The following is a 23,858-nucleotide window of genomic DNA, read 5'->3' on the forward strand; positions in this document are numbered from 1 at the left end:
TGGTCTATGCACAGGAAGAACGAATTTAGGCGGTCCTCACAAACCCCTCACTCGCCCGTAACAGATTGCGCGTGTAATCCTCTGTCACGCGGTGCGCGACAAGTTGGGCCGCCGTCAGATTCTCCACCGCCTCACCGCTTTGCATCACCATCAGCCGCTCACACATATGGGTGATGATGGCAAGGTCGTGGCTGACCATCAGGAAGGTCAGCTTGCGCCGCCGGCGGACCTCTTCCAGCAGGTTGAGCACTTCCGCCTGAACCGAGGCATCGAGCGCCGAGGTCGGCTCATCGAGCAGGAGGATGGACGGTTCGAGGATGAGCGCGCGCGCGATCGCCACGCGCTGGCGCTGACCGCCCGACAATTGATGCGCGTAGCGGAAGCGGAAGCCGTTGCCGAGGCCGACCTCGTCGAGCGCGCGCTCGATGCGTTTTTCGCCGTCGGCAAACCCATGGATGGCCAGCGGCTCCTGCAGCAGACGGTCGACTGTCTGGCGCGGGTGCAGAGAGCCGTACGGATCCTGGAAGACCATCTGCACTTCGCGGTAAAAAGCCTTGTCGCGGCGGGCGCCAAGCGCCTTGCCATTGACGGTGATGCTGCCCGAGGCGACCGGCGCGAGGCCGGCAATGGCCCTCAGCAGCGTCGATTTGCCGGACCCGCTCTCGCCGACCAGGCCGAAGGATTCGCCTGTCCTGACTTCGAGGCTGACACCCTTCAGCGCGCGAAAGCGGTCGAAGATCACTTCCAGTCCGTCAATGGCGATCGCTGCTGTCATGCCGCCCACTCCGGCTTGCGGTCGAGCACCGGCAGTGGGTGGCGCTCGAACCCGATCCTGGGCATGCAGTTGAGCAGGCCGCGCGTGTAGGGATGCTGGGCCTGGCCGAGTTCGGAGGCCTTGAGCTGCTCGACCACCTTGCCGGCATACATGACGATGACGCGATCGCAGAAGGACGAGACCAGGCGCAGATCGTGCGAAATGAAGATCAGCCCCATGCCGCGATCGCTGACCAATTTATCGAGGATGCCGAGCACGTCGAGCTGCACGGTGACGTCGAGCGCCGAAGTCGGTTCGTCAGCGATCATCATTTCCGGCCCGGCAATCAGCATCATGGCGATCATGGCGCGCTGGCCCATGCCGCCGGACACCTCATGCGGATGCAGGTCGAAGACACGTTTGGGATCGCGGATCTGCACCGCTTCCAGCATGGCCAGCGCGCGCTCCCGCGCTTCTGCCTTGCTGACTTTCTCGTGGGTGCGCAGCGTCTCGACGATCTGCCTGCCGATGCTCATCACCGGGTCCAGCGAATATTTCGGATCCTGCAGGATCATGGCGATGCGGTTGCCTCGTAGCGCCCGGCGCTGGCGTGGCGAGATGCCGAGCAGGTCGATACCGTCGAAGGCCAGTTTCCTGGCCGATATCCTGGCCTGCGGCGGCGTCAGGCCCATGATGGCGCGGCCGGTCTGCGATTTGCCGGATCCGCTTTCGCCGACAATGCCCAGCCGCTCGCGGCCGAGCGCGAAGGAAACGCCGCGCACGGCCTGGATGAGGCCGGTGCGGGTTGGAAAATCGACCCGAAGATCGTCGACTTCAAGCAGCGTGCCGCTCATTGGTCACCGCTCCGGGGATCAAGCGCGTCGCGCAGGCCGTCGCCGAGCAGGTTGAAGCCGAGGCTGACGATGAGGATGGCGAAGCCCGGCGCGCCGGCCACCCACCACTGGTCGAGGATGAAGCGGCGGCCCGACGCGATCATCGTGCCCCACTCAGGCAGCGGCGGCTGGGCGCCGAGGCCGAGGAAGCCGAGGCCGGCGGCAGTCAGGATGATGCCGGCCATGTCGAGCGTCACGCGCACGATCAGCGAGGAGATGCAGAGCGGCATGATGTGGCGCAGCACGATACGGAAGGGCGAGGCGCCCATCAATTGCACCGCCTTGATGTAATCGGAATTGCGCACCGTCAGCGTTTCCGCGCGAGCAATTCGCGCGTAAGGCGGCCAGGAGGTGATGGCTATCGCCAGCACCGCGTTTTCGATGCCGGGGCCAAGCGCCGCGACGAAGGCCAGCGCCAGGACCAGCTTGGGGAAGGCGAGGAAAATGTCGGTGATGCGCATCAGGATGGCATCGGTCCAGCCGCCGGCATAACCGGCGACGGTGCCGACCAGCAGGCCGATGGGCGCTGCGATAATGGCGACCAGGATGACGACATAGAGCGTCCAGCGCGAACCGTAGAGGATGCGCGACAGGATATCGCGGCCGAGGTCGTCCGTGCCGAACCAGTGCGCGGCGCTCGGCGCCAGCAGCCGGGAATTCTTGAGATCACCGAATGTCGGCGAGTAGGGCGCCAGCACGCCGGCAAGGGCGGCGATGACCAGCAAGGCGATGATGATCAGCAGGCCGACAAAAGCCAGCCGATTGGCCGAGAAACGCCGCCACGCGACATAGGCGCGGCCAAGCCTTGCCTGCATGCGCGAGGCCGGCCGCTCGCTGAGCAGCCAGTCGCGACGGCTCTGGATAGTGTCTGTACTCATCCTGTCTTCGTCCTTGGATCGAGCACGCGGTAGAGAAGATCGGACAGAAGGTTGATGCCGATGAACACCGAGCCGATGACGATGGTGCCGCCAAGCACGGCGTTCATGTCGGCGTTCTGCAGCGAGTTGGTGATGTAGAGGCCGATGCCCGGCCAGGAGAAGACGGTCTCGGTCAGCACCGAGCCTTCGAGCAGGCCGGCATAGGAGAGCGCGATCACCGTCACCATCGGCACCGCCGCATTGCGCAGCGCGTGGCCCCAGATGATGCGGGTCTCCGACAGGCCTTTGGCGCGCGCGGCGACGATGTATTCCTGCGCGAGTTCGTTGAGCATGAACGAACGCGTCATGCGGCTGATATAGGCGAGCGAGAAATAGCCGAGCAGCGAGGCCGGCAGGATGATGTGCCGGAAGGCGTCCCAGAAGACATCCCACTGACCCTGCATCGCCGAATCGAGGAGATAGAAACCGGTGATCGGCGTGAAGGTATATTCGTAGACGACATCGAGCCGGGCCGGAAAAGCCACCCATTGCAGCTTGGCATAGAACAGGACGAGGCCAAGCAGGCCGAGCCAGAAGATCGGCACGGAGTAGCCGATCAGGCCAATGACGCGCACGATCTGGTCGATGATACTGCCGCGCCGAACGGCGGCCAGCACGCCGAGCGGCACGCCGAACAGCGCGCCGATCAGCGTCCCCAGCGTCGCCAGTTCCGTTGTTGCCGGCAGCGCGCGGCGAATATCGGTCATGACCGGGTTGGTGGTCAGCACCGATGTGCCGAAATCACCGCTCAGGGCATTTTTCACATAGATGTAGAACTGCTCGACCAGCGGCAGGTCGAGGCCCATCTCGCGGCGCGTGCGCTCCACGACATTGAGAGGCGCCCGATCCCCGAGCACCGCCAGCACCGGGTCGATCGGGATGACACGGCCGATGAAGAACGTCACCGCGAGCAGACCCAGATAGGTCGTAACCGCGATGACCAGGAAACGGCCGATCGCCGAGGCAATGGCGACCGCGCGGGCGCTGCCGCGCCCGCTCTCGTTTTCAATCGCGCTCATGCGGCGCGTCCGTCGGCTTTATTCTTTCGAGACCGGGCCGACGAAGTTGCTGTCGAAGCTCGGACCGAGCGCGAAGCCCTTGAGGTTCTTGCGCAGCCCGGCCACTTCCAATTGCTGGTGGATGATGACGAACGGGCTGGTGTCGAGGATCTTCTGCTGCAGATCCTTGTACATATCGGCGCGCTTGCCCGCATCCTTCTCCAGCAGTGCCGCTTCGGTTTCCTTGGTCAGGTCAGGAATGTCCCAGGAATTGCGCCAGGCGAGCGTGTGCGACTTGCCGGCATCCGAATTGTCGGGGTTGGAGGCGAAGGTCTGGGCGTTGGAGTTCGGATCGAAATAGTCCTGGCCCCAATTGCCGATGTAGATGTCATGGTTGCGGGCGCGGTACTTGGTCAGCGTCTGCTTGCCGTCGCCGGGAATGATCTCCAGCTTGATGCCGGCCTGGCCCAGTGTCTGCTGGATCGATTCCGCCATGCCGGTGGTCGGCTGGCCGGTGCGTACGTCCATGGTGACGCTAAAGCCGTCGGCCAGGCCGGCCTTGGCCAGCAATTCCTTGGCCTTGGCAACGTCGAGCTTGAAGGGATTGGTGTCGATGGCGCCGAGATCGCCCTTGGGCAGGAACGACTGGTGGATTTCGCCGATACCCTTGAGGATGGTCGAGCTCAGCGCATCGTAGTCGACCAGGTATTTGAACGCCTGGCGAACCTCTGGCTTGGCGAGGTTCGGGTTCTTCTGGTTGAGGCTGATGTAGTAGACCGTGCCTTTCGGCGCGCTGGTGGTGGTGAGCTTGTCGTTCTTGGCGATGGCGTCGAGGTCGTTCGGCTCGAGGTTGCGGGCGACGTCGATGTCGCCGGCTTCGAGCGCCAGGCGCTGGGCCGAGCTTTCCTTCATGTTGCGGTAGATGACGCGGGCGAGCTTGGCCTTTTCGCCGTGATAGTTGTCGTTGCGCTCCATGACGACGGCTTCGTTGGCGCGCCATTCACGCAGCTTGTAGGCGCCGGAGCCGGCATAGCCGGTCTTCAGCCAGGCATTGCCGAAGTCGTTGTCCCATTTGTAGTCGGCGCTCGGCGTCACAGCGGCGACATGCTCCTTGACCAGCTTGGCGTCGACGATCGAGGCGACGGTGGCCGACAGGCAGTTCAGCACGAAGCTCGGCGCATAGGCCTTGTCGACGGTGAACTGGAATGTGGAGTCGTCGATTGCCTTGGCCTTTTCGGTCACGTTGTCGCCGCTGATGCCGAACTGGTCGATGATAAAGGCCGGGCTCTTGTCCAGCTTGACGGCGCGCTCGAACGAATAGGCGACGTCGGCGGCGGTGATCGGATTGCCCGAGGCGAATTTGAGGCCCGGCTTGAGCTTGAAAGTGTAGGTCAGGCCGTCGTCGGAAACGGTCCAGCTCTCCGCGAGATCCGGCTTGACCTTGGAGGTGTCGCTGAGGTCGAGGCGCACCAGCAGGTCATAGGTGTTGCCGGTGACTTCGGCGGTCGACAGCTCGAACGCCTCGCCCGGATCCATGGAGATGATGTCGTCGATCGCGAAGCCCTCGACCAGCGTGTCGGCGGGCGTGACCGCGAAGGCAGGTGCTGCGCCAATGAGCAACGCGGACACCGCCGCACCCGCAAGCAAGGCACGCGAGCGAAGAGCAAACTTTTCCATCATCATGGTGATTGTTCCCTGTTTTGTGGTTTGTTGACCTGAGTTCCCGGCTCAGGATTGCAGAATTCTCGTCGGGGCCAGAGGACGGCCTCTAACCCCTTACCGTCGTGGTTTTTGTCCAATTGGTCAACAGCATATCCGGCCGCTTTGTGACGGGCAACGAGCATTTACAGCACGGGCCCATTGGAGCAGAACGGCGGGCAGCGCGTCGACGCACGGGCCAGCCAATCGAGGCCGCCGAACAAGAAAAATCTGTTAATTTCTTGAGTTATTTCAGCGTGGCGACCAGGCCGGCATCAGGAAAGCAGGTCGCAGCCTGGCCATTCTTGGCCTGCCACTTGCCGATCGAACGGCGGGTCTTGAAGCCCGGCAGGCCGTCGGAGGTGCCGACATCATAGCCCTTGGCTTCCAGCGCCCGTTGCAGGGCGGCGATGTCGGAGCGGTGGAGATCGCCGACCGGACCCCAGCCGCCGGAAAAATTCTGGTCGCCATGCACAATGCGGTCGGCACCGTGGCCGATGAACAGCGCGTAGAGATCGCTGGTGTTGTATTCCTTCAGCACATAGAAATTGGGGGTGGCGATGAAAGCCGGCCCGCTGCGGCCGGCCGGCATCAGCAGAAAGCCCTCCGCCTTCAGTTCGCTCGGCGGAAACGGCTTGCCGCCGACGCGCTTGATGCCCATGCCAGCCCATTCAGATATCTTCTTGCCCTGATCGGGACCTTCCAGCGAGCAGGAGACACTCTCGGGCACGGTCACCTCGAAACCCCAGCCGCGTCCCCTCACCCAGCCATAATGGACGAGATAGTTGGCTATCGAAGCGAGCACATCAGGCGTCGAGTTCCAGATGTCGACGCGGCCGTCGCCGTCGAAATCCACGGCATGCTTGAGGAACGAGGTCGGCATGAATTGCGGCTGGCCGAGCGCACCGGCCCAGGACGATTTCATCGCGCCGACCGGGGCAAGGCCGCGTTGGACGATTTCCAGCGCGGCCAAAAGCTCGGTGCGGAAGAAATCCTTCTTGGTCGACATGAACGCCTTGGTGCCGAGAACCTCGAAGGCGTCGTAAGGCATCTTTGCCGCGCCGAAGCCGGTCTCACGCCCCCAGATCGCCAGAAGGATCTCGCCGGGCACGCCGTAGCGTTTTTCGATTGCGGCAAGCGTCCTCGCGTTGGTTGCTTCGCGCGCGCGTCCGCCTGACGTCACCGCGCGAACCGTCTTCTCGGCGAAATAAGCGCCAGGCGAGCCGAACTCGGCCTGATGCTGCTTCTGCGGCGTCTTCGGCTTCTCGCCGGGCATGACGAGGTCGGGCAGCTTCAGATTGGGCTTTATGCCGTCGAAGGCAGCGTCAAAGGTCTGCTTGGATATGCCTTTGGCCTTGGCCTCGGGCCAGAGATCGTTCTGCAGCCAGGCGTGGAACTGGTCGTCGATCTTGGCGGCCGAGGCGGGCGTGGCGATGAGGATACCGAGAAGCGTCGCGACAAAGGCGAAGGAGATTGTGCGAAGGAATGCGGTCATCTCGGCAAACATCCCCGCCAATTGCGTCAAAACGCCGTCCGCGAGCGCAGTGCGGCGGCGAGCGTGCCTTCATCGAGATAGTCGAGTTCGCCGCCGACCGGCACGCCATGCGCCAGCCTTGTCACCTTGATGTCGAAGCCGGACAGCTGGTCGGTGAGGTAGTGCGCCGTGGTCTGGCCCTCGACCGTTGCGTTGACGGCGAGGATGATTTCCTTGACCTCGCCGCCGGCGACGCGGTCGATCAGCGAGCGGATGTTGAGCTGATCGGGGCCGACACCGTCGAGCGGCGACAGCGTGCCGCCGAGCACATGGTAGCGCACGTTCATCGCGGCTGCCCGCTCCAGCGCCCAGAGATCCGAGACATCCTCGACGACGATCAGCGTGGCGGCGTCGCGGCGCGGATCGGTGCAGATCATGCAAGGGTCGGATGTGTCGACATTGCCGCAAGTGGAACAGATGCGCACCTTGTCGGCCGCCTCGCCCATGGCGGCGGCGAGCGGCGACAGCAGCTGTTCCTTCTTCTTGATCAGATGCAGGGCGGCGCGCCTGGCCGAACGGGGCCCGAGCCCCGGCACCTTGGCCAGGAGCTGGATCAGGCGTTCGATCTCTGGACCGGCGATTCGCTTGGACATCGCCCTGATCTAGGATTTTTCGGAGCGCTTTGGAACATCCCGCGTTCGTGCATGGTCGCCATACTGCCACGCCAAGCGTTGGCGATGCGAATCAGTTGACCTCGAGCGGTCGGCTCTGGCTGGCGATCATCGCACCGATGGCGTCGGTGTTCTCAGGCGTCGACTGGAACCCCATCGCCGCCTCTTGCGGCGCACCCTGAACCGAGGAAATGACGCGGCTGTTCAAGGTTCCGCCGAAACGGGCGGCATCCGGCTCTTCCATCGGCTCCTGCATCGCGACCATTGTCGGCTTCACGGTCACGCGCGCCGACTTCGCCGTGGGCGCGGCGGCCGCGGTCACATAGGTCTCTTGAACTGGGGTCTCTTGAACCGGGGCGGCCTTGGTCCTGGGCTGACGGGCCGGTTCCGCGGCGGCGGTCATGAAGACCTGCTGCGCCGGAGCGGTGCGGGACGTTTTGGCCGGGCGCGCTGGCTCCGCCGAGGCGACCATCGTCACCGGCGCGGCAGGCTTCACAGTTTCAGGCGCCACGGAGGCAACCATCGGCTCATCGGGCAGCGGCTGCCAGTTGCGGCCGCGCTTCTCGTAGAAGGCATTGCCACCGGCAACCATGGTGTAGTGCATGTTCTTGTAGGGGAAGCGCAGGCCGGCGGTGTGGAAATACATCGTATTCTTGAGCTTGGCCTTGCGCTCGCCCTTGAGCACGGCGTCGGCCGCTTCCTCGACATCGGGCATGGCGCGCGAATTCATCGGCCTGGTCATGACGCCCGGCGCGAACTGCCCCGGCTCGCCGACCACCTGGCAGATGGTGCTGCCGTGGTTGCCGGAGCGCAGCCGGTTCATCACCACCGTGCCGACAGCGATCATGCCATCGCGGCTCGAGCGGTTGGATTCGAAGAACATCGCCCTTTCCAGGCACTCCCTGTCCTTCGGCGAGTGGCTGGAGGCGCGCGACGTCAGGAAACTCGGTGTGATGGCATCGGTCAGGCCTGCAACGGACATGCCGTGCGAAGTGGTCTGGCTGCAGGCAGCCAAAAACAGGGGAGACGTAATGACGCCGAGCAACAGCGGCGTCTTCCATCGCGTAACGATCAACAGGTTACCCTCTCACTTCGATGCCCGCCCCCAGGCTGCGGCAAGAATGAGACACTTTCGGGCAAAATGATGGCCAAAACGTTATTAACCACGTACTGTTGCTGAAAAGGCACAATTTTGAGCTTTTCCAGATAGATCGAGCCGTCATTTCACAAAAGCGATAACCGCTTTCTCTTGGTTTCGCCGCAATTGCTGAGGGGAAAATCGCGCTGCGTTTTTCCGGGAATCGCTACCGCCCGGCCGCAATCGCCGCCGGCTGGCCAGGCTCGAGCTCCTCGACTTTCTCCGAAAACAGGCCGCGCCTGAGAAACAGCGCCCGCGCATCCCTGGCCGCCGGCGCGATCTTTCCCGGCCAGTCGCTGTCGATGAATTCGGCCTTGGTGAAATCGGTATTTGTTTCGGAGGCCGCCTCGAGGAATTCGGCGATCTCCAATACGACAGCGCGCTCGTCCTTCGAAAGCGCCGACGTGCCGGCCTCTATCGACGGGCGATGCACGAAATCCTCGAACAGGTAGAAGTAGCCCTTGATACCGACAATATCGACGCCGGCATCGCAATCGGCGAGGATTTCCAGAATCTCGTAGATCCTGTTGCGGATACGCTGCTCGATCAGTCTTTCGGACGGCTCTTCGGTCATGGCGCATCGCCGCTGGGTTCGACTTTCATGCATGCCACTGCCCCAAACCGCTGCACGGTTTTGGGCGAGATGCATCAGAACGGCAGTTTCATTCCCGGCGGGATCGGCAGGCCTGCGGTCAGCGCCTTGGTCTTTTCCTGCATGATCTGCTCGACCTTGGCCTTGGCGTCATTGTGGGCGGCCAGAATCAGGTCCTCGAGTATCTCGACCTCATCCTCCTTGAACAAAGACGGGTCGATCTTCAGCGACTTCATGTCGAACTTGCCGCTCAAGGTGACGCTGACCAGGCCGCCGCCGGCCTGGCCGACGGATTCGACAGTGGCGATCTCATCCTGCATGGCCTGGAACTTGGCCTGCATTTCCTTCGCCTTGCCCATCAGGCCGAGAAGATCTTTCATGGTCCGATCCTTGTCTTGGTTATCAGGTCTCGTCGTCATCCGCTGGCGGCTCGACCGGCACTTCGGCTTCGGTCGTGTCCACCTCCGGCGCGTCGGGAATGCGCACATCGATGATCTTGGCGCCGGGAAAGCGCGCCAGGATGGCGGCGACAGTCGGATCGCTCTTGGCATCGAGGAAGGCGTTTTCGCGCCTGGTCGATTCCATTTCGGCCAGTGTCTGGCCGCCCTCTTCCTTCGACAGCGACACCAGCCAGTTGCGTCCGGTCCAGGCGCGCAGTTTCGTCGTCAAATCGTTGAGCAGCAGCTTGGGCGCATCGTCGGTCAGGCTGACGTCGATGCGGCCGGGCTCGAAGCGCACGGGGCGGATGCAACGCTTGACCAGCACCTTGAATGCGATGTCGCGCTGCGCGTCGGCAAGGGCAACAATGTCGGCCAGCGACCTGACCGGCACCTGCTGCGGCTCGGACACCGGCGTGGGCGGCGCGACGAAGGCGGCCGGCGCGGGCGCGGCCTCGACCAGCCGCATGGTTTGCGCGCCACCGGACCCGGATGGCATGCGCGCCTGCGCCACCGCGCTAGCCCCACCGCCATTGCCAGGACCGGCAGGCGCGCCGTTCGGGCGCGAAGCGCTATTTTGAACTGTTGTTGCCCCGTCCAGTGATCGCAGCGCCTCGTCCAGCGTCGGCAGGTCGGCGGCGTGCGCCAGCCGGATCAGCACCATTTCGGCGGCGCTGACCGGCCGGTTGGAGGACTGCACCTCGGGAATGCCCTTGAGCAGCATCTGCCAGGTGCGTGACAGCACGCGGACCGACAGCGCCCTTGCGAAATCGGCGCCGCGCTGGCGCTCGTCCTGCGACAGCGAAGCATCGTCCATGGCGGTCGGCACGAAACGCAACCGGGTGACGAGATGGTTGAACTCGGCAAGATCGGTGAGCACGGCGGCCGGATCGGCGCCGGTGTCGTATTGGGTGCGGAACTCGGCGAGTGCCGCCGCCACGTCGCCCTTCATCACATGTTCGAACAGATCGACGATGCGGGCGCGGTCGGCCAGGCCCAGCATGGTCCGCACCGCGTCGGCGCTGACGGCGCCGGCGCCATGCGCGATCGCCTGATCGAGGATGGAGAGCGAATCGCGGGCCGAGCCTTCCGCCGCGCGCGCGATCATAGCCAGCGCGTCGTCGTCGACCGAAATGCCTTCCTTGGCGGCGATCGAGGAGAGGTGCGCGACCAGCGCGCCGGCGTCGATGCGCCTGAGGTCAAAACGCTGGCAGCGCGACAGGACGGTGATCGGAACCTTACGGATTTCGGTGGTGGCGAAAATGAACTTGACGTGCGGCGGCGGCTCTTCCAGCGTTTTCAGCAGGCCGTTGAAGGCCTGCGTCGACAGCATGTGCACTTCGTCGATGATGTAGACCTTGTAGCGGGCCGAGACCGGCGCGTAACGCACGCGCTCGATGATGTCCCTGATGTCGTCGATGCCGGTGTGCGAGGCGGCATCCATCTCGATGACGTCGACATGGCGGCCTTCCATGATCGCCTGGCAATGCTCGCCGAGCACGGCGAGGTCGACGGAAGGCTGGTCGACGGTCGGAGTCTTGTAGTTCAGCGCCCGCGCCAGGATGCGCGCCGTGGTGGTCTTGCCGACACCGCGCACGCCGGTCAGCATCCAGGCCTGGGCAATGCGGCCGGAGGCAAAGGCGTTGGTGAGGGTGCGCACCATCGGCTCCTGGCCAACCAGCTCGGAAAAGTTCGAGGGACGGTATTTGCGCGCCAGCACGCGGTAGGCAGCGGCCTTTCCATCCTCCGGGCCTTTTGGCCCCGAATTTCCGGCTTCGCTCATTCGCCCGTTAAGCTCCAAAAGGCCGCGCCCAAAGGCGCCGATTCCTGCGCATAGTCTCGCCCGCGCTGCAATGCGTCGTCAATGTCGCGAGGAGGGCCGATGAGGTGGGAGGCTGGAACAATGACCCGTTCCGGGCTCGTTAGGGCTGCTTCCTTCCGGACCTGACCCGGTTGGCGAGTGGATCGTCCACCACCAACCTCCCGCTGTCCATATCGGCAATTGCGCGACGAAATGCAAGAGCGCAGGCAAATCGGCGCGATCGCACAAGAGATTCACTTGCAGCCCCGATGCAGCCGCTTTAGCGTTCATGGCTTGAAGAAACCAAGAAAAGCAAGGGAAACGCCGATGCTGCCGGGCCTGAAGGCCGGATTCACGCTGGATGCCCGGCTGGAGGCCGACAGTGAGCAGTTGATGTGGCTTGGGCTGTGCGAATTGCGGGTGATGAACGATCGCCGCTGGCCATGGCTGGTCTTGGTGCCGCAGCGGCCGGGCGCGGAAGAAATCCACGACATGACGCCGCTCGACCAGGCGATGCTGACCTTCGAGACCAATATGGTGGCACAGGCGCTGAAGAAAGTGAGCGGCTGCACCAAGATCAACACCGGCGCGCTCGGCAATATCGTGCGCCAACTGCATATCCATATCGTCGCTCGGTCCGAAGGCGACCCCGGCTGGCCCGGCCCGGTGTGGGGGTATGGCCTGCGCGAGCCGTATCAACCTTCCGATCTGCGCCGGTTTGCCGAAACGATAAGGGCGGCGCTATAAGCCTTCCCCGGTGTTCATCCGAAAAACACATCCATCCCCAGGCATGTCCATCCCAAAGGCATCAGAGTCCGCATGAGCTTCCGCCTGTTTGACGCGCCCTTGCGCGAGCCGAGCCAATTCGTCGGCTTTGCCGGCAACACGATCGACCGGCAATCCGAGAACCGCGCCGACGATTCGGTCGACAAGGCGCTTGCGGATCCGACGACGCGGCTGCTTTTGATGAATGGCGGCCGGCTCCACCTGAAGCTTGGAACAAGCGGCAGTCTCGATCCCTGGTTCGACGCCGCCGGGAGCGAGCCCTTCAAGCCGTCCTTCGCCGGAACTGTGCTGCTCGGCTTTTCCGAACAGGGGCCGGTGCTGGCGACGCCCGTCGGAATCGAAGCCGAACACCTGCCCGAGACCGTCAAGGCGATCGACTACCGGTCCGTCTACATGCAAGGGCTGATCGACGACGCTGCCGCCGGCGCGATGGCGCAAGGAGCGGCCCTGCTCGCCTGGCACGCCAGCCATCGTTTCTGCAGCAAATGCGGCACGCAATCGCAAATGCGGGCCGGCGGCTACAAGCGCCATTGCCCGAATTGCGGCACCGAACATTTTCCGCGTACCGACCCGGTGGCGATCATGCTGACGGCGACGCGGGAAAAATGCCTGCTCGGGCGTGGCCGGCATTTCGCGCCGGGCATGTATTCGGCGCTTGCCGGCTTCATCGAACCGGGCGAGACGATCGAGGCGGCGGTGCGCCGCGAAACGCTGGAGGAGGCCGGCATCCGGCTCGGCCGCGTGGTCTACCATGCCAGCCAGCCCTGGCCGTTCCCCTATTCGCTGATGATCGGCTGCTTCGGCGAGCCGCTCAATGAAGACATCCAGGCCGATCTCAACGAGCTGGAGGACTGCCGCTGGTTCGGCCGCGACGAGGTGCGCCTGATGCTGGCCAGGGAGCATGCCGACAATCTGGTCACGCCGCCGAAAGGGGCGATCGCGCACCACCTCATCCGCGCCTGGGTCGACAGCGAATACTGAAAGTCATTGCAGGAGAGACAAATGATCCGCCACACCGTCGTCTTCACGCTGAAGCATGCACCGCACTCGCTCGAGGAAAAGCGGTTCCTGGTCGACGCCAAGAAAATCCTCTCGGCGATCCGGGGCGTCACGCATTTCGAACAGTTGCGGCAGATCAGCCCCAAGAACGACTATCGGTTCGGCTTCTCGATGGAGTTCGCCGACCAGGCCGCCTACACCAGATACAACGACCACCCCGATCATGTCGCCTTCGTACGCGACCGCTGGGTGCCGGAGGTCGAGAAATTTCTCGAGATCGACTATGTGCCGCTGGGCGCGGTGATCTAGGGCATAATCCCGAAAAGTGGGAACCGGTTTTCTCGGACAAAACGGTTTCCGTTTGTCCAGAGATCATGCTCAACACCAATCAGTCCGCCACCTTCCACTGCTCACGCGACTCGCTGGCCGGGTAGACGCCCAGGATCCGCACCTCCCGGGAAAAGAAGCGAAGCTCGTCCAGTGCCAGCTTGACCAGCGGATCGTCGGGATGGCCCTCGATGTCGGCGTAGAACAGCGTCGCAGTGAAGGCGCCGAGCTGGTAGCTCTCCAGCTTGGTCATGTTGATGCCGTTGGTGGCGAAACCGCCCATGGCCTTGTAGAGCGCGGCCGGCACGTTGCGGACACGGAATATGAAGGTCGTCATCATCTTGGTGTCGGCTGATGGCCGCTCGGCCCATTGCTTGCTCTTGGTCAGGACGACGAAGCGGGTGACATTGGAATCGGTGTCCTCGACATTCTCCTCGATGATATCGAGCCCGTAGAGCGTCGCGGCCAGTGCCGGCGACAGCGCGGCCATGGTGCGGTCCTTGACCTCGGAGATCATCTTGGCGGCACCGGCCGTATCGCCGGCGACGACCGCCTTCCAGCCATTCTTGCGGATGTATTTGCGGCACTGGCCAAGCGCATGGATGTGGCTGTGAACCGTCTTGATTTCTTCCCGCTTGACGCCAGGCAGCACCATCAACTGGAAATGGATCGGCAGGAAATATTCGCCGACGATGTGCATCCGCGATTCCGGCAGCAGATGATGGATGTCGGCGACGCGTCCGGCGATTGTGTTCTCGATCGGGATCATGGCGAGGTCGGCCTTGCCGGTCTCGACCGCGTTGAACGCATCCTCGAAGGTCGGGCATGGCAACGGCTCCATCGAGGGATAGACGTTGCGGCAGGCGGTGTCGGAATTGGCGCCCGGCTCGCCCTGGAAGGATATTCTGTTGGTCTTTTCAGGCATGGGCCAGGTCTCGATTCACGGTGTCGAAGGGAGGTCTCAGTTTGAAAGGATGGTTCGGGCGCGCTCAAGGTCTTCCGGCGTGTCGACGCCGAGCGGCAGCGACCGGACGATCTCGGCATCGATGCGCATGCCGGCTTCCAGCGCCCGCAACTGCTCCAGCCGCTCGCGGCGCTCCAGCGGCGACGGTTTCAGCGCGACGAAGCGTTCGAGTGCCGAGCGGCGATAGGCGTAGAGGCCGATATGGTGATAGAGCGGCCCGTCGCCCCAAGGTGCGGTGGCGCGGGTGAAATAGAGCGCCCTCAGCCGTGTGGCTGACAGCGGCGAACCGACGATCTTGACGACGTTCGGGTTGGTCTTTTCCTCTTCGCGGACGATCTCGACGCCGAGCGTGGCGATATCCACCGCCGCGTCCTCGAACGGCCGGAGCGACGCGGCGATGATGCCGGGGGCGATGGTCGGCAGGTCGCCCTGCACATTGACGATCGTTTCGACCTTGCGGCCGGGATCAAGCGCGGCCAGCGCCTCGTGGATGCGGTCGGAGCCGGATTCGTGGTCGATGCGCGTCATGACCGCCTCGAAACCATGCGTACGCACCGCTTCGGCGACGCTTTGCGTGTCGGTCGCCACCACCACCCGGCCGAGGCCGGCTTCGGCCGCGCGGCGGGCGACATGGACGATCATCGGCGCGCCGGCGATGTCGGCCAGCGGCTTGCCCGGCAGGCGGGTGGAGGCCATGCGGGCCGGTATCAGGATCAAGGTGGACATCGAGATGGCAAGGCGTTCGAAAAGAGGAGGGGAAAAGTGGCAAAAGGTCTCACTGGCAGCGCCCTTATAGGTGTTGCAACGCCGGAGCAAAAGACCTAGTTTCCGCCCGATTTGACCGGCTCTGGAGGGCAGGTCTCGATACCGACGGACGGAGTGGACGGTTCGGTCCGCCGGAAAAGGGAGCAAGGGGCGTATGGATTCCAACGAAGTCAACAAACTGCTCGCCGGATTGCTCGGAACCGTTTTCGTCGTTTTCTCGGTCGGCCTGGTATCCGACGCGCTGTTTGCCTCGCCGGCTCCTGAAAAGCCCGGCTTCGCCATCGAGGCAGCCGAGCCGGCCGAAGGTGGCGCGGCCGCGCCGGCCGCCGAATCCAAGCCGATCGCCGACCTGCTGCAGACCGCCAATGTCGAGGCGGGTGCCGCCGTCTTCAAGAAATGCCAGGCCTGCCATTCCGGCGAAAAGGGCGGCCCCAACAAGGTCGGCCCCGATCTGTGGGACCTCGTCGATCGTCCTGTCGCCGAACATGAAGGCTTTGCGTACTCGGCCGGCATGAAGGAATTTTCCAAGGGCGGCGCCGAGAAGTGGACCTATGACAACATCAACCACTTCATCACCTCGCCGAAGAAATTCGTGAAGGGCACGGCCATGGGCTTCGCCGGCCTGCCGAAGGACGAGGACCGCGCCAACGTCATCGCCTATCTGCGCACGCTGTCGGACAATCCCAAGCCGCTGCCGGCACCTGGCGCCGCCGCCGACGCGAGCGCGCCCGCCAAGCCAGCCGATGGCGCCGCCCCGGCCAAGCCTGCGGCTCCGGCGGCACCAGCCGCGCCGGCGAAATAACCGAATTGTCATCAAAGCGTTCATAGAAAAGCCGGGTTCAGCCCGGCTTTTTTGTTGGGAAATGCCGGATGCGGCGACAAAGCCGGCGCATTGCGGTTTTCACCGGCGCCAAATCATCTAGGATCGCCTTCTGGATGATCTGGCACGCATCGCGAAGAGGAGAGTGCATGACGGTTGGCCGAACGCTTCTCAAGTCGCTGCTGGCGGCGGCTCTGCTGGTGGCGGGGTTGCAAGCGACCTGGGCCGACGAGTGGCGGACCACCTCATCGCTGATTGGCGACTCAAAATACGGCGACAATTTTCAGCACTACGACTACGTCAACCCGAACGCGCCCAAGGGCGGGACGCTGAATTCGGTGCTGCTCGGCACCTTCGACAGCTTCAATCCTTATATCGTCCAGGGATCGCCCGCGGCGGGCCTCGTCGGGTTCGGCGGGGGCCTGCTCTACGACACGCTGATGGAACAGGCGACCGATGAGGGCAGCACCAGCCACCCGCTGATCGCCGATGCCTACAAATATCCCGCCGACTATTCCTCGGCCACCTACCGGCTCGACCCGCGCGCGAAATGGCATGATGGCCAGCCGATCACCGTCGATGACGTGATCTGGTCGTTCCAGGTGCTGAAGGCGAACAGCCCGCAATACAGTCGCTATTTCGAGAACGTTACCGACGCGGTGGCGATCTCCGACCGCGAGGTCGAATTCCATTTCAGCCAGAAGGGCAACCGCGAACTGCCTAAGATCATCGGCGACCTCGCCGTGCTGCCTAAACACTGGTGGGAAGGCACCGGCGCCAACGGCAAGAAGCGCGACGTCACCAAGCCGACGCTGGAAATTCCGCTGGGATCAGCCGCGTACAAGATCGCCAGCTTCAAGCCGGGCTCGGAAATCGTCTGGCAGCGCGTGCCAGACTATTGGGCGGCCAAGCTGCCGGTGAAGATCGGTCGCGAGAATTTCGACACGCGCCGATATACCTACATCCTCGACGACAATGCCGCCTGGCTGGCCTTCACCAAGGGCGGATTGGAAGACATCAACCGCGAGTACAGCTCCCGCAAATGGGCGACCGCCTATAATTTCCCAGCCATCCAGGCCGGTGACGTCATCAAGAAGGACTTCCAGACCCAGTCGCCACAGCCGATGCAGGGCTTTGTCCTCAACCAGCGAAGGCCGCTGTTCCAGGACCGGCTGGTCCGCGAGGCACTGACCCTCCCGTTCGATTTCGAGAGCATGAATCGCACCTTGTTCTTCGGCTTCAACACCCGCACATCGAGCTATTTCCAGGGGACCGAGCTGGCGTCGAGCGGGCTGCCGCAAGGCAAGGAATTGGAGATCCTCGAGAAATATCGCGACAAGCTGCCACCCGAGCTCTTCACGCAGGAGTTCAAGCTGCCGGTCTACGATTCGCCACAAGCGGAGCGAAAGTACCTGAAACAGGCGGTCGATCTCTTCGCCAAGGCAGGCTGGGTGATCAAGGGCGGCAAGATGGTCAACGCCAAGACAGGCGTTCCGTTCAAGTTCGAGATCCTCGGCTGGAATGACACCGACCAGGTGATCGCCAGTCCCTACATCGCCAATCTGCGCAAGATCGGTGTCGACGCCACGTTGCGCATCATCGACCAGACGCAGTACATCAACCGCGTCAACAATTTCGATTTCGATGTCGTCACGGGGATTCTCCAGCAGTCGGATTCGCCAGGCAACGAGCAACGCGACTTCTGGACTTCAAAAGCCGCCGACGCGCCCGGTTCGCGCAATCTGATGGGCATCAAGGACCCGATCGTCGACGCGCTGGTCGACCGCATCATCTTCGCCACCGATCGCGACGACCTTGTCGCCGCCACACACGCGCTTGACCGTATCCTGCTATGGAACTTCTACCTCGTGCCACAATATCACCGGTCCGCGGTCTGGCTGGCCTATTGGGACAAGTTCGGCTTTCCAGACAAGCAGCCCGCCTATGTCGGCGCCGACATCGATTCCTGGTGGATCGACCTCGACAAAGAGAAGGTGCTGGCGGCCAAATACAAGGGTGGCAATTGATGGGCCAGCGATCGATGGCGATGCTGCCCCGCCGCGATTTCCTGGCATTGGGCGGCGCCGCCGCTGCCGCCGCCCTGCTGCCGGGGAAGGCCTTCGCCGATATTGCGACGGGCACCAAGCTGCACGGGCTCTCGGCCTTCGGCGACCTCAAATACAGACCGGACTTTGCGCATTTCGACTATGTCAATCCGGACACGCCGGCCGGAGGGATCTTCAACTTCTCGCCACCGAACTGGGGCTACAACCAGGATACACAGACCTTCAACACGCTGAACTCCTTCACCGACAAGGGCGATGCGCCGCCGCGCATGGAGATGTGTTTCGACGGGCTGATGGTGCGCGCTCTCGACGAACCCGACGCCGTCTACGGCCAGATCGCCGATGGGGTCATGCTGTCGGACGACCGGAACTCCTTCACCTTCTCGCTTCGTCCCGAAGCACGCTTCCATGACGGTTCACCATTGACGGCACAGGATGCCGCCTTCACCTTCTCGCTCTACAAGGACAAGGGCCACCCAGACCTGTCGTTGTCCCTGACACATATGGTCGAGGCCGTTGCCGTTGACGACCACACGTTGCGGCTCACCTTTTCCGGCAAGCAATCAGCCCGCACCGTGCTCAACGTCGTGGAATTCCCCATCCTGTCGAAGGCCTTCTACACGGCCAATCCGTTCGACTCCTCGCAGTTGAACCCGCCACTCGGCTCCGGCGCCTACAAAGTCGGCCGCTTCTCCGCCGGCGCCTGGATCGAATACGACCGGGTCGCGGATTATTGGGGCCGTGACCTCCCGGTCAATCGCGGGCAGAACAATTTCGATCGTATCCGCATCGAATTCTACCAGAACCGCACCGCCGCCTTCGAGGCGTTCAAGAAGGGCGAGATCACCTACCGCGAGGAATTCACCTCACGCGTCTGGGCGACCGCCTACGACTTTCCGGCACTGACCGCAGGCAAGGTGGTCAAGCACGAATTCCCGGCCGAGAAGCGGCCGACGATGCAGGGAACGGCGGTCAATCAGCGACGCGAACAGTTTCGCGATGCGCGGGTGCGTCAGGCAATTGCGCTTTGCTTCGATTTCGAGTGGACACGACGCAACTTCTTCTACGGCTCCTACGAACGCTCGCAGTCATGCTTCGAGAAATCGGATTTTCGCGCCGAAGGTGTGCCATCCCCGCAAGAGCTGTCGCTGCTGGAGCCGCTGCGCGGCCAGCTTCCGGCAGAGGTGTTCGGCGCGGCGGTGAGCCAGCCCGCATCGGACGGCACCGGCCGTGATCGCAAGCTGCTTGGCCAGGCGGCCAAACTTCTGGCCGCGGCGGGTTGGAAACGGTCCGGCGATTTCGTCGTCAACGACAAGGGCGGCCGGCTTTCGGCCGAGTTCATGGTCGACGACGATACCTTCGTTCAGGTCTATTCGCCCTGGGTCGCCAATATGAAGGCGATCGGCATCGACGCCACGATCCGGCTGGTGGACTCGGCGCAATACCAGGCCAGACAGGCCACATTCGATTTCGATCTGCTGTCGGCGGCCTTCTCCTTCAGCGCGACACCGACGCGCGACGATCTCGAAGGTTTCTTCCATTCCAGGACTGCCAATCTCTCCGGCTCGCGCAACCTGCCGGGTATTGCAAACCCGGCGATCGACACGCTGATCGACGCGGTGGGAGCCGCAAAGGATCGTGAAAGCCTGACGGTTGCAATGCGGGCGCTCGACCGGGTCTTGCGCGCGCGGTGCGATTGGATTCCTAGTTGGTTCCTGGCGAATCACCGAAGCGCCTATTGGGACATGTTCGGCTTTCCCGAGCAAAAACCCGATTTCGGCTTTCCGGTCGAAGCGCTGTGGTGGTTCGATAAGGGCAAGGCGGCAAAAATTGGCAAAGACTGAGATATCGGTCCGCAGAGGGCAGGAAGCCTGATGGGCGCCTATATACTGCGCCGCATCCTTTTGATGATCCCGACCCTGTTCGGTATCATGGCGATTTCCTTCGCCGTCATCCAGTTCGCGCCGGGCGGCCCGGTCGAGCAGGTGATCGCCAAGCTGACCAATCAGGGCGGCAGCGACCGCCTCGGCGGTGGCGGCGGCGATGCAGGCGGCTCCAACTTCGACGTCGCCGGCGACGTCAGCTCGAAATATCGCGGCGCGCAGGGGCTCGATCCGGAATTCATCAAGAAGCTGGAGAAGCAGTTCGGCTTCGACAAGCCGCCGCTCGAGCGCTTCGGCATGATGCTATGGAACTACGCCCGTTTCGATTTCGGCAACAGCTATTTCCGCGATATCTCGGTGCTCGACTTGATCCTCGAGAAGATGCCCGTTTCGATCTCGATCGGACTTTGGATCACGCTCTTGTCCTATCTGATCTCCATTCCGCTCGGCATCCGCAAGGCGGTGAAGGACGGTAGCCCCTTCGATGTCTGGACCAGCGGCGTCGTCATCGTCGGCTATGCCATTCCGGGCTTCCTGTTCGGTATCATGCTGATGGTGCTGTTCGCCGGCGGCTCGTTCTGGGACTGGTTCCCGTTGCGCGGCATCGTCTCGGACAATTGGGACCAGTTGTCCTGGCCGGCCAAGATCGCCGACTATGCCTGGCATATGACCCTGCCGCTGACGGCGCTGGTGCTGTCGGCCTTCGCAACGACGACGCTGCTTACCAAGAACTCGTTCCTGGAAGAGATCCGCAAGCAATATGTGGTAACGGCGCGCGCCAAAGGCCTGTCGGAGCGGCAGGTGCTCTACGGCCATGTCTTCCGCAATGCCATGCTGATCGTCATTGCCGGCTTCCCCGGCGCCTTCATCTCGGCCTTCTTCACCGGCTCGCTGCTGATCGAGAACATCTTCTCGCTCGACGGCCTCGGGCTGCTTGGCTTCCGGTCGGTGGTCGAGCGTGACTATCCCGTGGTGTTCGCAAATCTCTACATCTTCTCGCTTCTCGGCCTGTTCGTCGGATTGCTGTCCGACCTGATGTACACCTGGGTCGATCCGCGCATCGATTTCGAGCGGAGAGATATCTGATGTCGGAAGCATCAGTCACTGCCGGCGTGGTGCCGGAGCGGATGCCACGGCCGTTCCTGTCGCCGCTCAACAAGCGCCGCCTGCAGAACTTCAAGGCCAACAGGCGCGGCTACTGGTCGTTGTGGATTTTCCTTGTCCTGTTCGTGCTGTCGCTGTTTGCCGAGTTCATCGCCAACGACAAGCCGATCATCGCTTCCTACAAGGGCGAGATCCTGTTTCCGGTGATGGTCGCCTACCCGGAGGAAAAGTTCGGCGGCTTCTATGCCGTCACCGACTATCGCGATCCGGTGATCCAGGACGAGATCAACGCCAATGGCTGGATGATCTGGCCGCCAATCCGCTATTCCTACCAGACCGTCAACAATGCCATCCCGGAAGCCGCACCGGCCAAACCGTCATGGGAATATGACGCCAAGGTGCGCTGCAACCAGTATCCGCAAGGGGCTGCCGACCCGGCCTGCATCGTCGGCAACTGGAACTGGCTCGGCACTGACGACCAGGCGCGCGACGTCCTGGCGCGCGTCATCTACGGCTTCCGCATCTCGGTGCTGTTCGGGCTGATCCTGACCGCCGGCTCGGCCCTGATCGGCGTCTGCGCCGGTGCCTTGCAGGGCTATTTCGGTGGTTGGACGGACCTGCTGTTCCAGCGCTTCATCGAAATCTGGTCGGCGATCCCGGTGCTCTATCTCTTGCTCATCGTCGCCGCCATCCTGCCACCGGGCTTCTTCATCCTGCTCGGGCTGATGCTGTTGTTTTCCTGGGTGGCGCTGGTCGGCGTGGTCCGGGCAGAGTTCCTGCGCGCCCGCAACTTCGAATATGTCAACGCAGCGCGGGCGCTCGGCGTGCCCAACCGCACCATCATGTTCCGGCATTTGCTGCCCAACGCCATGGTGGCGACATTGACCTTCCTGCCGTTCCTGCTCTCGGGGTCGATCTCGACGCTGACCTCGCTCGACTATCTCGGCTTCGGCCTGCCGCCGGGGTCCGCCTCGCTCGGCGAATTGCTCAAGCAGGCCCAGCGCAATCTCAATGCGCCGTGGCTAGGCATATCCGGCTTCGTCGTCATCTCGCTCATGCTGTCGCTGCTGGTCTTTGTCGGCGAAGCGACGCGCGACGCCTTCGATCCGCGCAAGACGTTCAAATGAGCCAACCGCCCCTGCTCAGCGTACAGGACCTCAGTGTCGCCTTCGCCCAGGGCGGTGGCCAGTCCGTCGCCGTCGACCACATCTCCTTCGACATCGCCAAGGGCGAGACAATCGCCCTGGTCGGCGAATCCGGCTCCGGCAAGTCAGTGTCGGCGCTGTCGGTGCTGAAACTCCTGCCCTACCCCAGCGCCAGCCACCCCTCGGGGAAAATCCTGTTTGAGGGCGCCGACCTGTTGGTGATGAGCGAGAAGCAGTTGCGGCAAGTACGCGGCAACAAGATCACCATGATCTTCCAGGAGCCGATGACCTCGCTCAATCCGCTGCACACGATCGAGCACCAGATCGTCGAGATCCTGAAGCTGCACCAGGGCATGGCCGACCGCGCGGCCAAGGCGCGCACGCTGGAGCTGCTCAACGAGGTCGGCATCCGCGATCCTCAGAAGCGGCTCGACGCCTATCCGCACCAGTTGTCCGGCGGCCAGCGCCAGCGCGTCATGATAGCCATGGCGCTGGCCAACGAACCGGAACTGCTGATCGCCGACGAGCCGACGACGGCCCTCGACGTCACCGTGCAGGCGCAGATCCTCGAACTGCTCGCGGGCCTGAAAAGCCGCAAGGGCATGTCGATGCTGTTCATCACCCACGATCTCGGCATCGTGCGCAAGATCGCCGACCGGGTCTGCGTGATGACCAAGGGCAAGATCGTCGAGACCGGACCGACCAAGGACATCTTCGCCAATCCGCAGCACCCGTATACGCGGCATCTTCTGGCGGCAGAGCCGAAGGGCAAGCCGCCGGCGGCCAATACCGATGCCAAGCCTGTCATGACCGGCACGGACATCAAGGTCTGGTTCCCGATCAAGCAGGGCTTCTTCCGCCGCACGGTCGACCATGTGAAGGCGGTCGACGGCATCGATGTCACCGTGCGCGCCGGCCAGACGCTGGGCGTGGTCGGTGAGTCCGGCTCCGGCAAGACGACGCTCGGCCTGGCGCTGGCGCGCATGATCTCGTCGACGGGCACCATCCGGTTCAACGGCCGCGATATCAACCAGCTCACCTTCAACGCCATGCGGCCGCTCAGGCGCGAATTGCAGATCGTCTTCCAGGATCCGTTCGGTTCGCTCAGCCCGCGCATGTCGATCGCCGAGATCATCGAGGAAGGGCTGAAAATCCATGAGCCGAAGCTGTCGCCCGATGAACGCGACGACAAGGTGGCGGACGTGCTGAAGGAGGTCGGCCTCGATCCGGCGACGCGCAACCGCTATCCGCACGAGTTTTCCGGCGGCCAGCGCCAGCGTGTGGCGATCGCGCGTGCCATGGTGCTCAACCCGCGCTTCGTCATGCTGGACGAGCCGACATCGGCGCTCGACATGAGCGTGCAGGCGCAGGTCGTCGACCTCCTGCGCAATCTGCAGGCCAAGCACGACCTCGCCTATCTCTTCATCAGCCACGATCTCAAGGTCATCCGGGCGCTTGCCAATGACGTCATCGTCATGCGCAATGGCCAGATCGTCGAAGCCGGCCCTTCCCGGCAGATTTTTGAAAATCCGCAAACCGACTATACTCGGGCGCTGATCTCGGCCGCCTTCAAGATAGAGACGGCGCCGGTCGGCATCGTCAGCGAGTAATTTGCGTAAAGAGGAT

At 63.1% G+C, this 23,858-nt stretch carries 22 protein-coding genes and 1 other RNA gene; 9 read left to right on the plus strand and 14 right to left on the minus strand.

Annotated features, from left to right (window positions below):
- Positions 1 to 25 precede the first annotated feature (25 nt).
- From QQK95_RS17950 to ffs, 12 genes are all read right to left on the minus strand, one after another.
- Entirely contained in the window at positions 26 to 775 is a 750-nt protein-coding gene (locus QQK95_RS17950; RefSeq protein WP_284275070.1) for an ABC transporter ATP-binding protein, read from the minus strand.
- Positions 772 to 1,608 carry an ABC transporter ATP-binding protein gene (locus QQK95_RS17955; protein ID WP_284275072.1) on the minus strand — a complete coding sequence of 279 codons (837 nt, stop codon included), beginning with the start codon at positions 1,606 to 1,608 and terminating at the stop codon, positions 772 to 774. Before QQK95_RS17955 ends, QQK95_RS17950 begins: the two co-directional genes overlap by 4 nt.
- Positions 1,605 to 2,525, minus strand: a complete 921-nt coding sequence (gene nikC, locus QQK95_RS17960) for a nickel transporter permease (RefSeq protein WP_284275073.1) — start codon at positions 2,523 to 2,525, stop codon at positions 1,605 to 1,607. The genes QQK95_RS17955 and nikC overlap by 4 nt, the downstream gene beginning before the upstream one ends.
- A complete protein-coding gene (locus QQK95_RS17965; protein WP_284275075.1) occupies positions 2,522 to 3,583 on the minus strand; it encodes an ABC transporter permease in 1,062 nt (353 codons plus the stop codon). The genes nikC and QQK95_RS17965 overlap by 4 nt, the downstream gene beginning before the upstream one ends.
- 18 nt (positions 3,584 to 3,601) lie before the next feature.
- A complete protein-coding gene (locus QQK95_RS17970; RefSeq protein WP_284275077.1) occupies positions 3,602 to 5,245 on the minus strand; it encodes an ABC transporter substrate-binding protein in 1,644 nt (547 codons plus the stop codon).
- Positions 5,246 to 5,507: 262 nt separating this feature from the next.
- The gene (locus QQK95_RS17975) at positions 5,508 to 6,755 is read right to left on the minus strand and encodes a lytic murein transglycosylase (protein WP_284275080.1); all 1,248 of its coding nucleotides are present in this window, start codon (positions 6,753 to 6,755) and stop codon (positions 5,508 to 5,510) included.
- Between the two features lie 26 nt (positions 6,756 to 6,781).
- Complete coding sequence (gene recR / locus QQK95_RS17980; protein WP_056569846.1) at positions 6,782 to 7,387, minus strand: recombination mediator RecR; 606 nt, start codon at positions 7,385 to 7,387, stop codon at positions 6,782 to 6,784.
- Between the two features lie 91 nt (positions 7,388 to 7,478).
- Positions 7,479 to 8,480, minus strand: a complete 1,002-nt coding sequence (locus QQK95_RS17985) for a cell wall hydrolase (protein ID WP_284275086.1) — start codon at positions 8,478 to 8,480, stop codon at positions 7,479 to 7,481.
- A gap of 229 nt (positions 8,481 to 8,709) precedes the next feature.
- Positions 8,710 to 9,117 carry a hypothetical protein gene (locus tag QQK95_RS17990; protein ID WP_284275088.1) on the minus strand — a complete coding sequence of 136 codons (408 nt, stop codon included), beginning with the start codon at positions 9,115 to 9,117 and terminating at the stop codon, positions 8,710 to 8,712.
- Between the two features lie 74 nt (positions 9,118 to 9,191).
- Positions 9,192 to 9,515, minus strand: a complete 324-nt coding sequence (locus QQK95_RS17995; protein WP_284275090.1) for a YbaB/EbfC family nucleoid-associated protein — start codon at positions 9,513 to 9,515, stop codon at positions 9,192 to 9,194.
- A gap of 22 nt (positions 9,516 to 9,537) precedes the next feature.
- Positions 9,538 to 11,355, minus strand: coding sequence for a DNA polymerase III subunit gamma/tau (locus tag QQK95_RS18000; protein WP_284275092.1), 1,818 nt, complete (start codon positions 11,353 to 11,355; stop codon positions 9,538 to 9,540).
- 104 nt (positions 11,356 to 11,459) lie between these two features.
- An RNA gene (ffs, locus tag QQK95_RS18005) (signal recognition particle sRNA small type) lies at positions 11,460 to 11,556 on the minus strand.
- A 144-nt stretch (positions 11,557 to 11,700) separates the two neighbouring features.
- Between ffs and QQK95_RS18010 the strand changes: the two genes are divergently transcribed.
- The 3 genes from QQK95_RS18010 to QQK95_RS18020 all read left to right on the plus strand — a co-directional run bounded on the left by QQK95_RS18010 (position 11,701) and on the right by QQK95_RS18020 (position 13,467).
- Positions 11,701 to 12,120 carry an HIT domain-containing protein gene (locus QQK95_RS18010; RefSeq protein ID WP_284275094.1) on the plus strand — a complete coding sequence of 140 codons (420 nt, stop codon included), beginning with the start codon at positions 11,701 to 11,703 and terminating at the stop codon, positions 12,118 to 12,120.
- A 72-nt stretch (positions 12,121 to 12,192) separates the two neighbouring features.
- Complete coding sequence (gene nudC / locus QQK95_RS18015) at positions 12,193 to 13,140, plus strand: NAD(+) diphosphatase (protein ID WP_284275097.1); 948 nt, start codon at positions 12,193 to 12,195, stop codon at positions 13,138 to 13,140.
- A 21-nt stretch (positions 13,141 to 13,161) separates the two neighbouring features.
- Positions 13,162 to 13,467 (plus strand): Dabb family protein, encoded by a 306-nt coding sequence (locus tag QQK95_RS18020; protein ID WP_284275099.1) that lies wholly within the window; start codon positions 13,162 to 13,164, stop codon positions 13,465 to 13,467.
- Between the two features lie 79 nt (positions 13,468 to 13,546).
- Here QQK95_RS18020 and QQK95_RS18025 read toward each other — a convergent pair whose 3' ends face one another.
- Both QQK95_RS18025 and QQK95_RS18030 read right to left on the minus strand, forming a co-directional pair.
- Positions 13,547 to 14,410 (minus strand): prephenate dehydratase, encoded by an 864-nt coding sequence (locus QQK95_RS18025; RefSeq protein ID WP_199645473.1) that lies wholly within the window; start codon positions 14,408 to 14,410, stop codon positions 13,547 to 13,549.
- A gap of 36 nt (positions 14,411 to 14,446) precedes the next feature.
- Positions 14,447 to 15,175: a 3-deoxy-manno-octulosonate cytidylyltransferase gene (locus QQK95_RS18030; protein WP_284275102.1), complete on the minus strand. Its 729-nt coding sequence runs from the start codon at positions 15,173 to 15,175 to the stop codon at positions 14,447 to 14,449.
- Between the two features lie 193 nt (positions 15,176 to 15,368).
- Here QQK95_RS18030 and QQK95_RS18035 point away from each other — a divergent pair, with 193 nt between their 5' ends.
- The 6 genes from QQK95_RS18035 to QQK95_RS18060 all read left to right on the plus strand — a co-directional run bounded on the left by QQK95_RS18035 (position 15,369) and on the right by QQK95_RS18060 (position 23,842).
- Positions 15,369 to 16,016 (plus strand): c-type cytochrome, encoded by a 648-nt coding sequence (locus tag QQK95_RS18035; RefSeq protein WP_284275104.1) that lies wholly within the window; start codon positions 15,369 to 15,371, stop codon positions 16,014 to 16,016.
- A gap of 167 nt (positions 16,017 to 16,183) precedes the next feature.
- Positions 16,184 to 18,061 (plus strand): extracellular solute-binding protein, encoded by a 1,878-nt coding sequence (locus tag QQK95_RS18040; RefSeq protein ID WP_284275105.1) that lies wholly within the window; start codon positions 16,184 to 16,186, stop codon positions 18,059 to 18,061.
- A gap of 14 nt (positions 18,062 to 18,075) precedes the next feature.
- A complete protein-coding gene (locus tag QQK95_RS18045; RefSeq protein WP_284275389.1) occupies positions 18,076 to 19,944 on the plus strand; it encodes an extracellular solute-binding protein in 1,869 nt (622 codons plus the stop codon).
- Between the two features lie 30 nt (positions 19,945 to 19,974).
- Positions 19,975 to 21,069, plus strand: coding sequence for a microcin C ABC transporter permease YejB (locus QQK95_RS18050; protein WP_284275107.1), 1,095 nt, complete (start codon positions 19,975 to 19,977; stop codon positions 21,067 to 21,069).
- Positions 21,069 to 22,214 (plus strand): ABC transporter permease, encoded by a 1,146-nt coding sequence (locus QQK95_RS18055; protein WP_284275109.1) that lies wholly within the window; start codon positions 21,069 to 21,071, stop codon positions 22,212 to 22,214. The genes QQK95_RS18050 and QQK95_RS18055 overlap by 1 nt, the downstream gene beginning before the upstream one ends.
- Positions 22,211 to 23,842, plus strand: a complete 1,632-nt coding sequence (locus tag QQK95_RS18060) for an ABC transporter ATP-binding protein (protein WP_284275110.1) — start codon at positions 22,211 to 22,213, stop codon at positions 23,840 to 23,842. The genes QQK95_RS18055 and QQK95_RS18060 overlap by 4 nt, the downstream gene beginning before the upstream one ends.
- The last annotated feature ends 16 nt before the right edge of the window (positions 23,843 to 23,858 follow it).

The sequence above is a fragment of the Mesorhizobium huakuii genome, from assembly GCF_030160235.1.
Classification (GTDB): domain Bacteria; phylum Pseudomonadota; class Alphaproteobacteria; order Rhizobiales; family Rhizobiaceae; genus Mesorhizobium; species Mesorhizobium huakuii.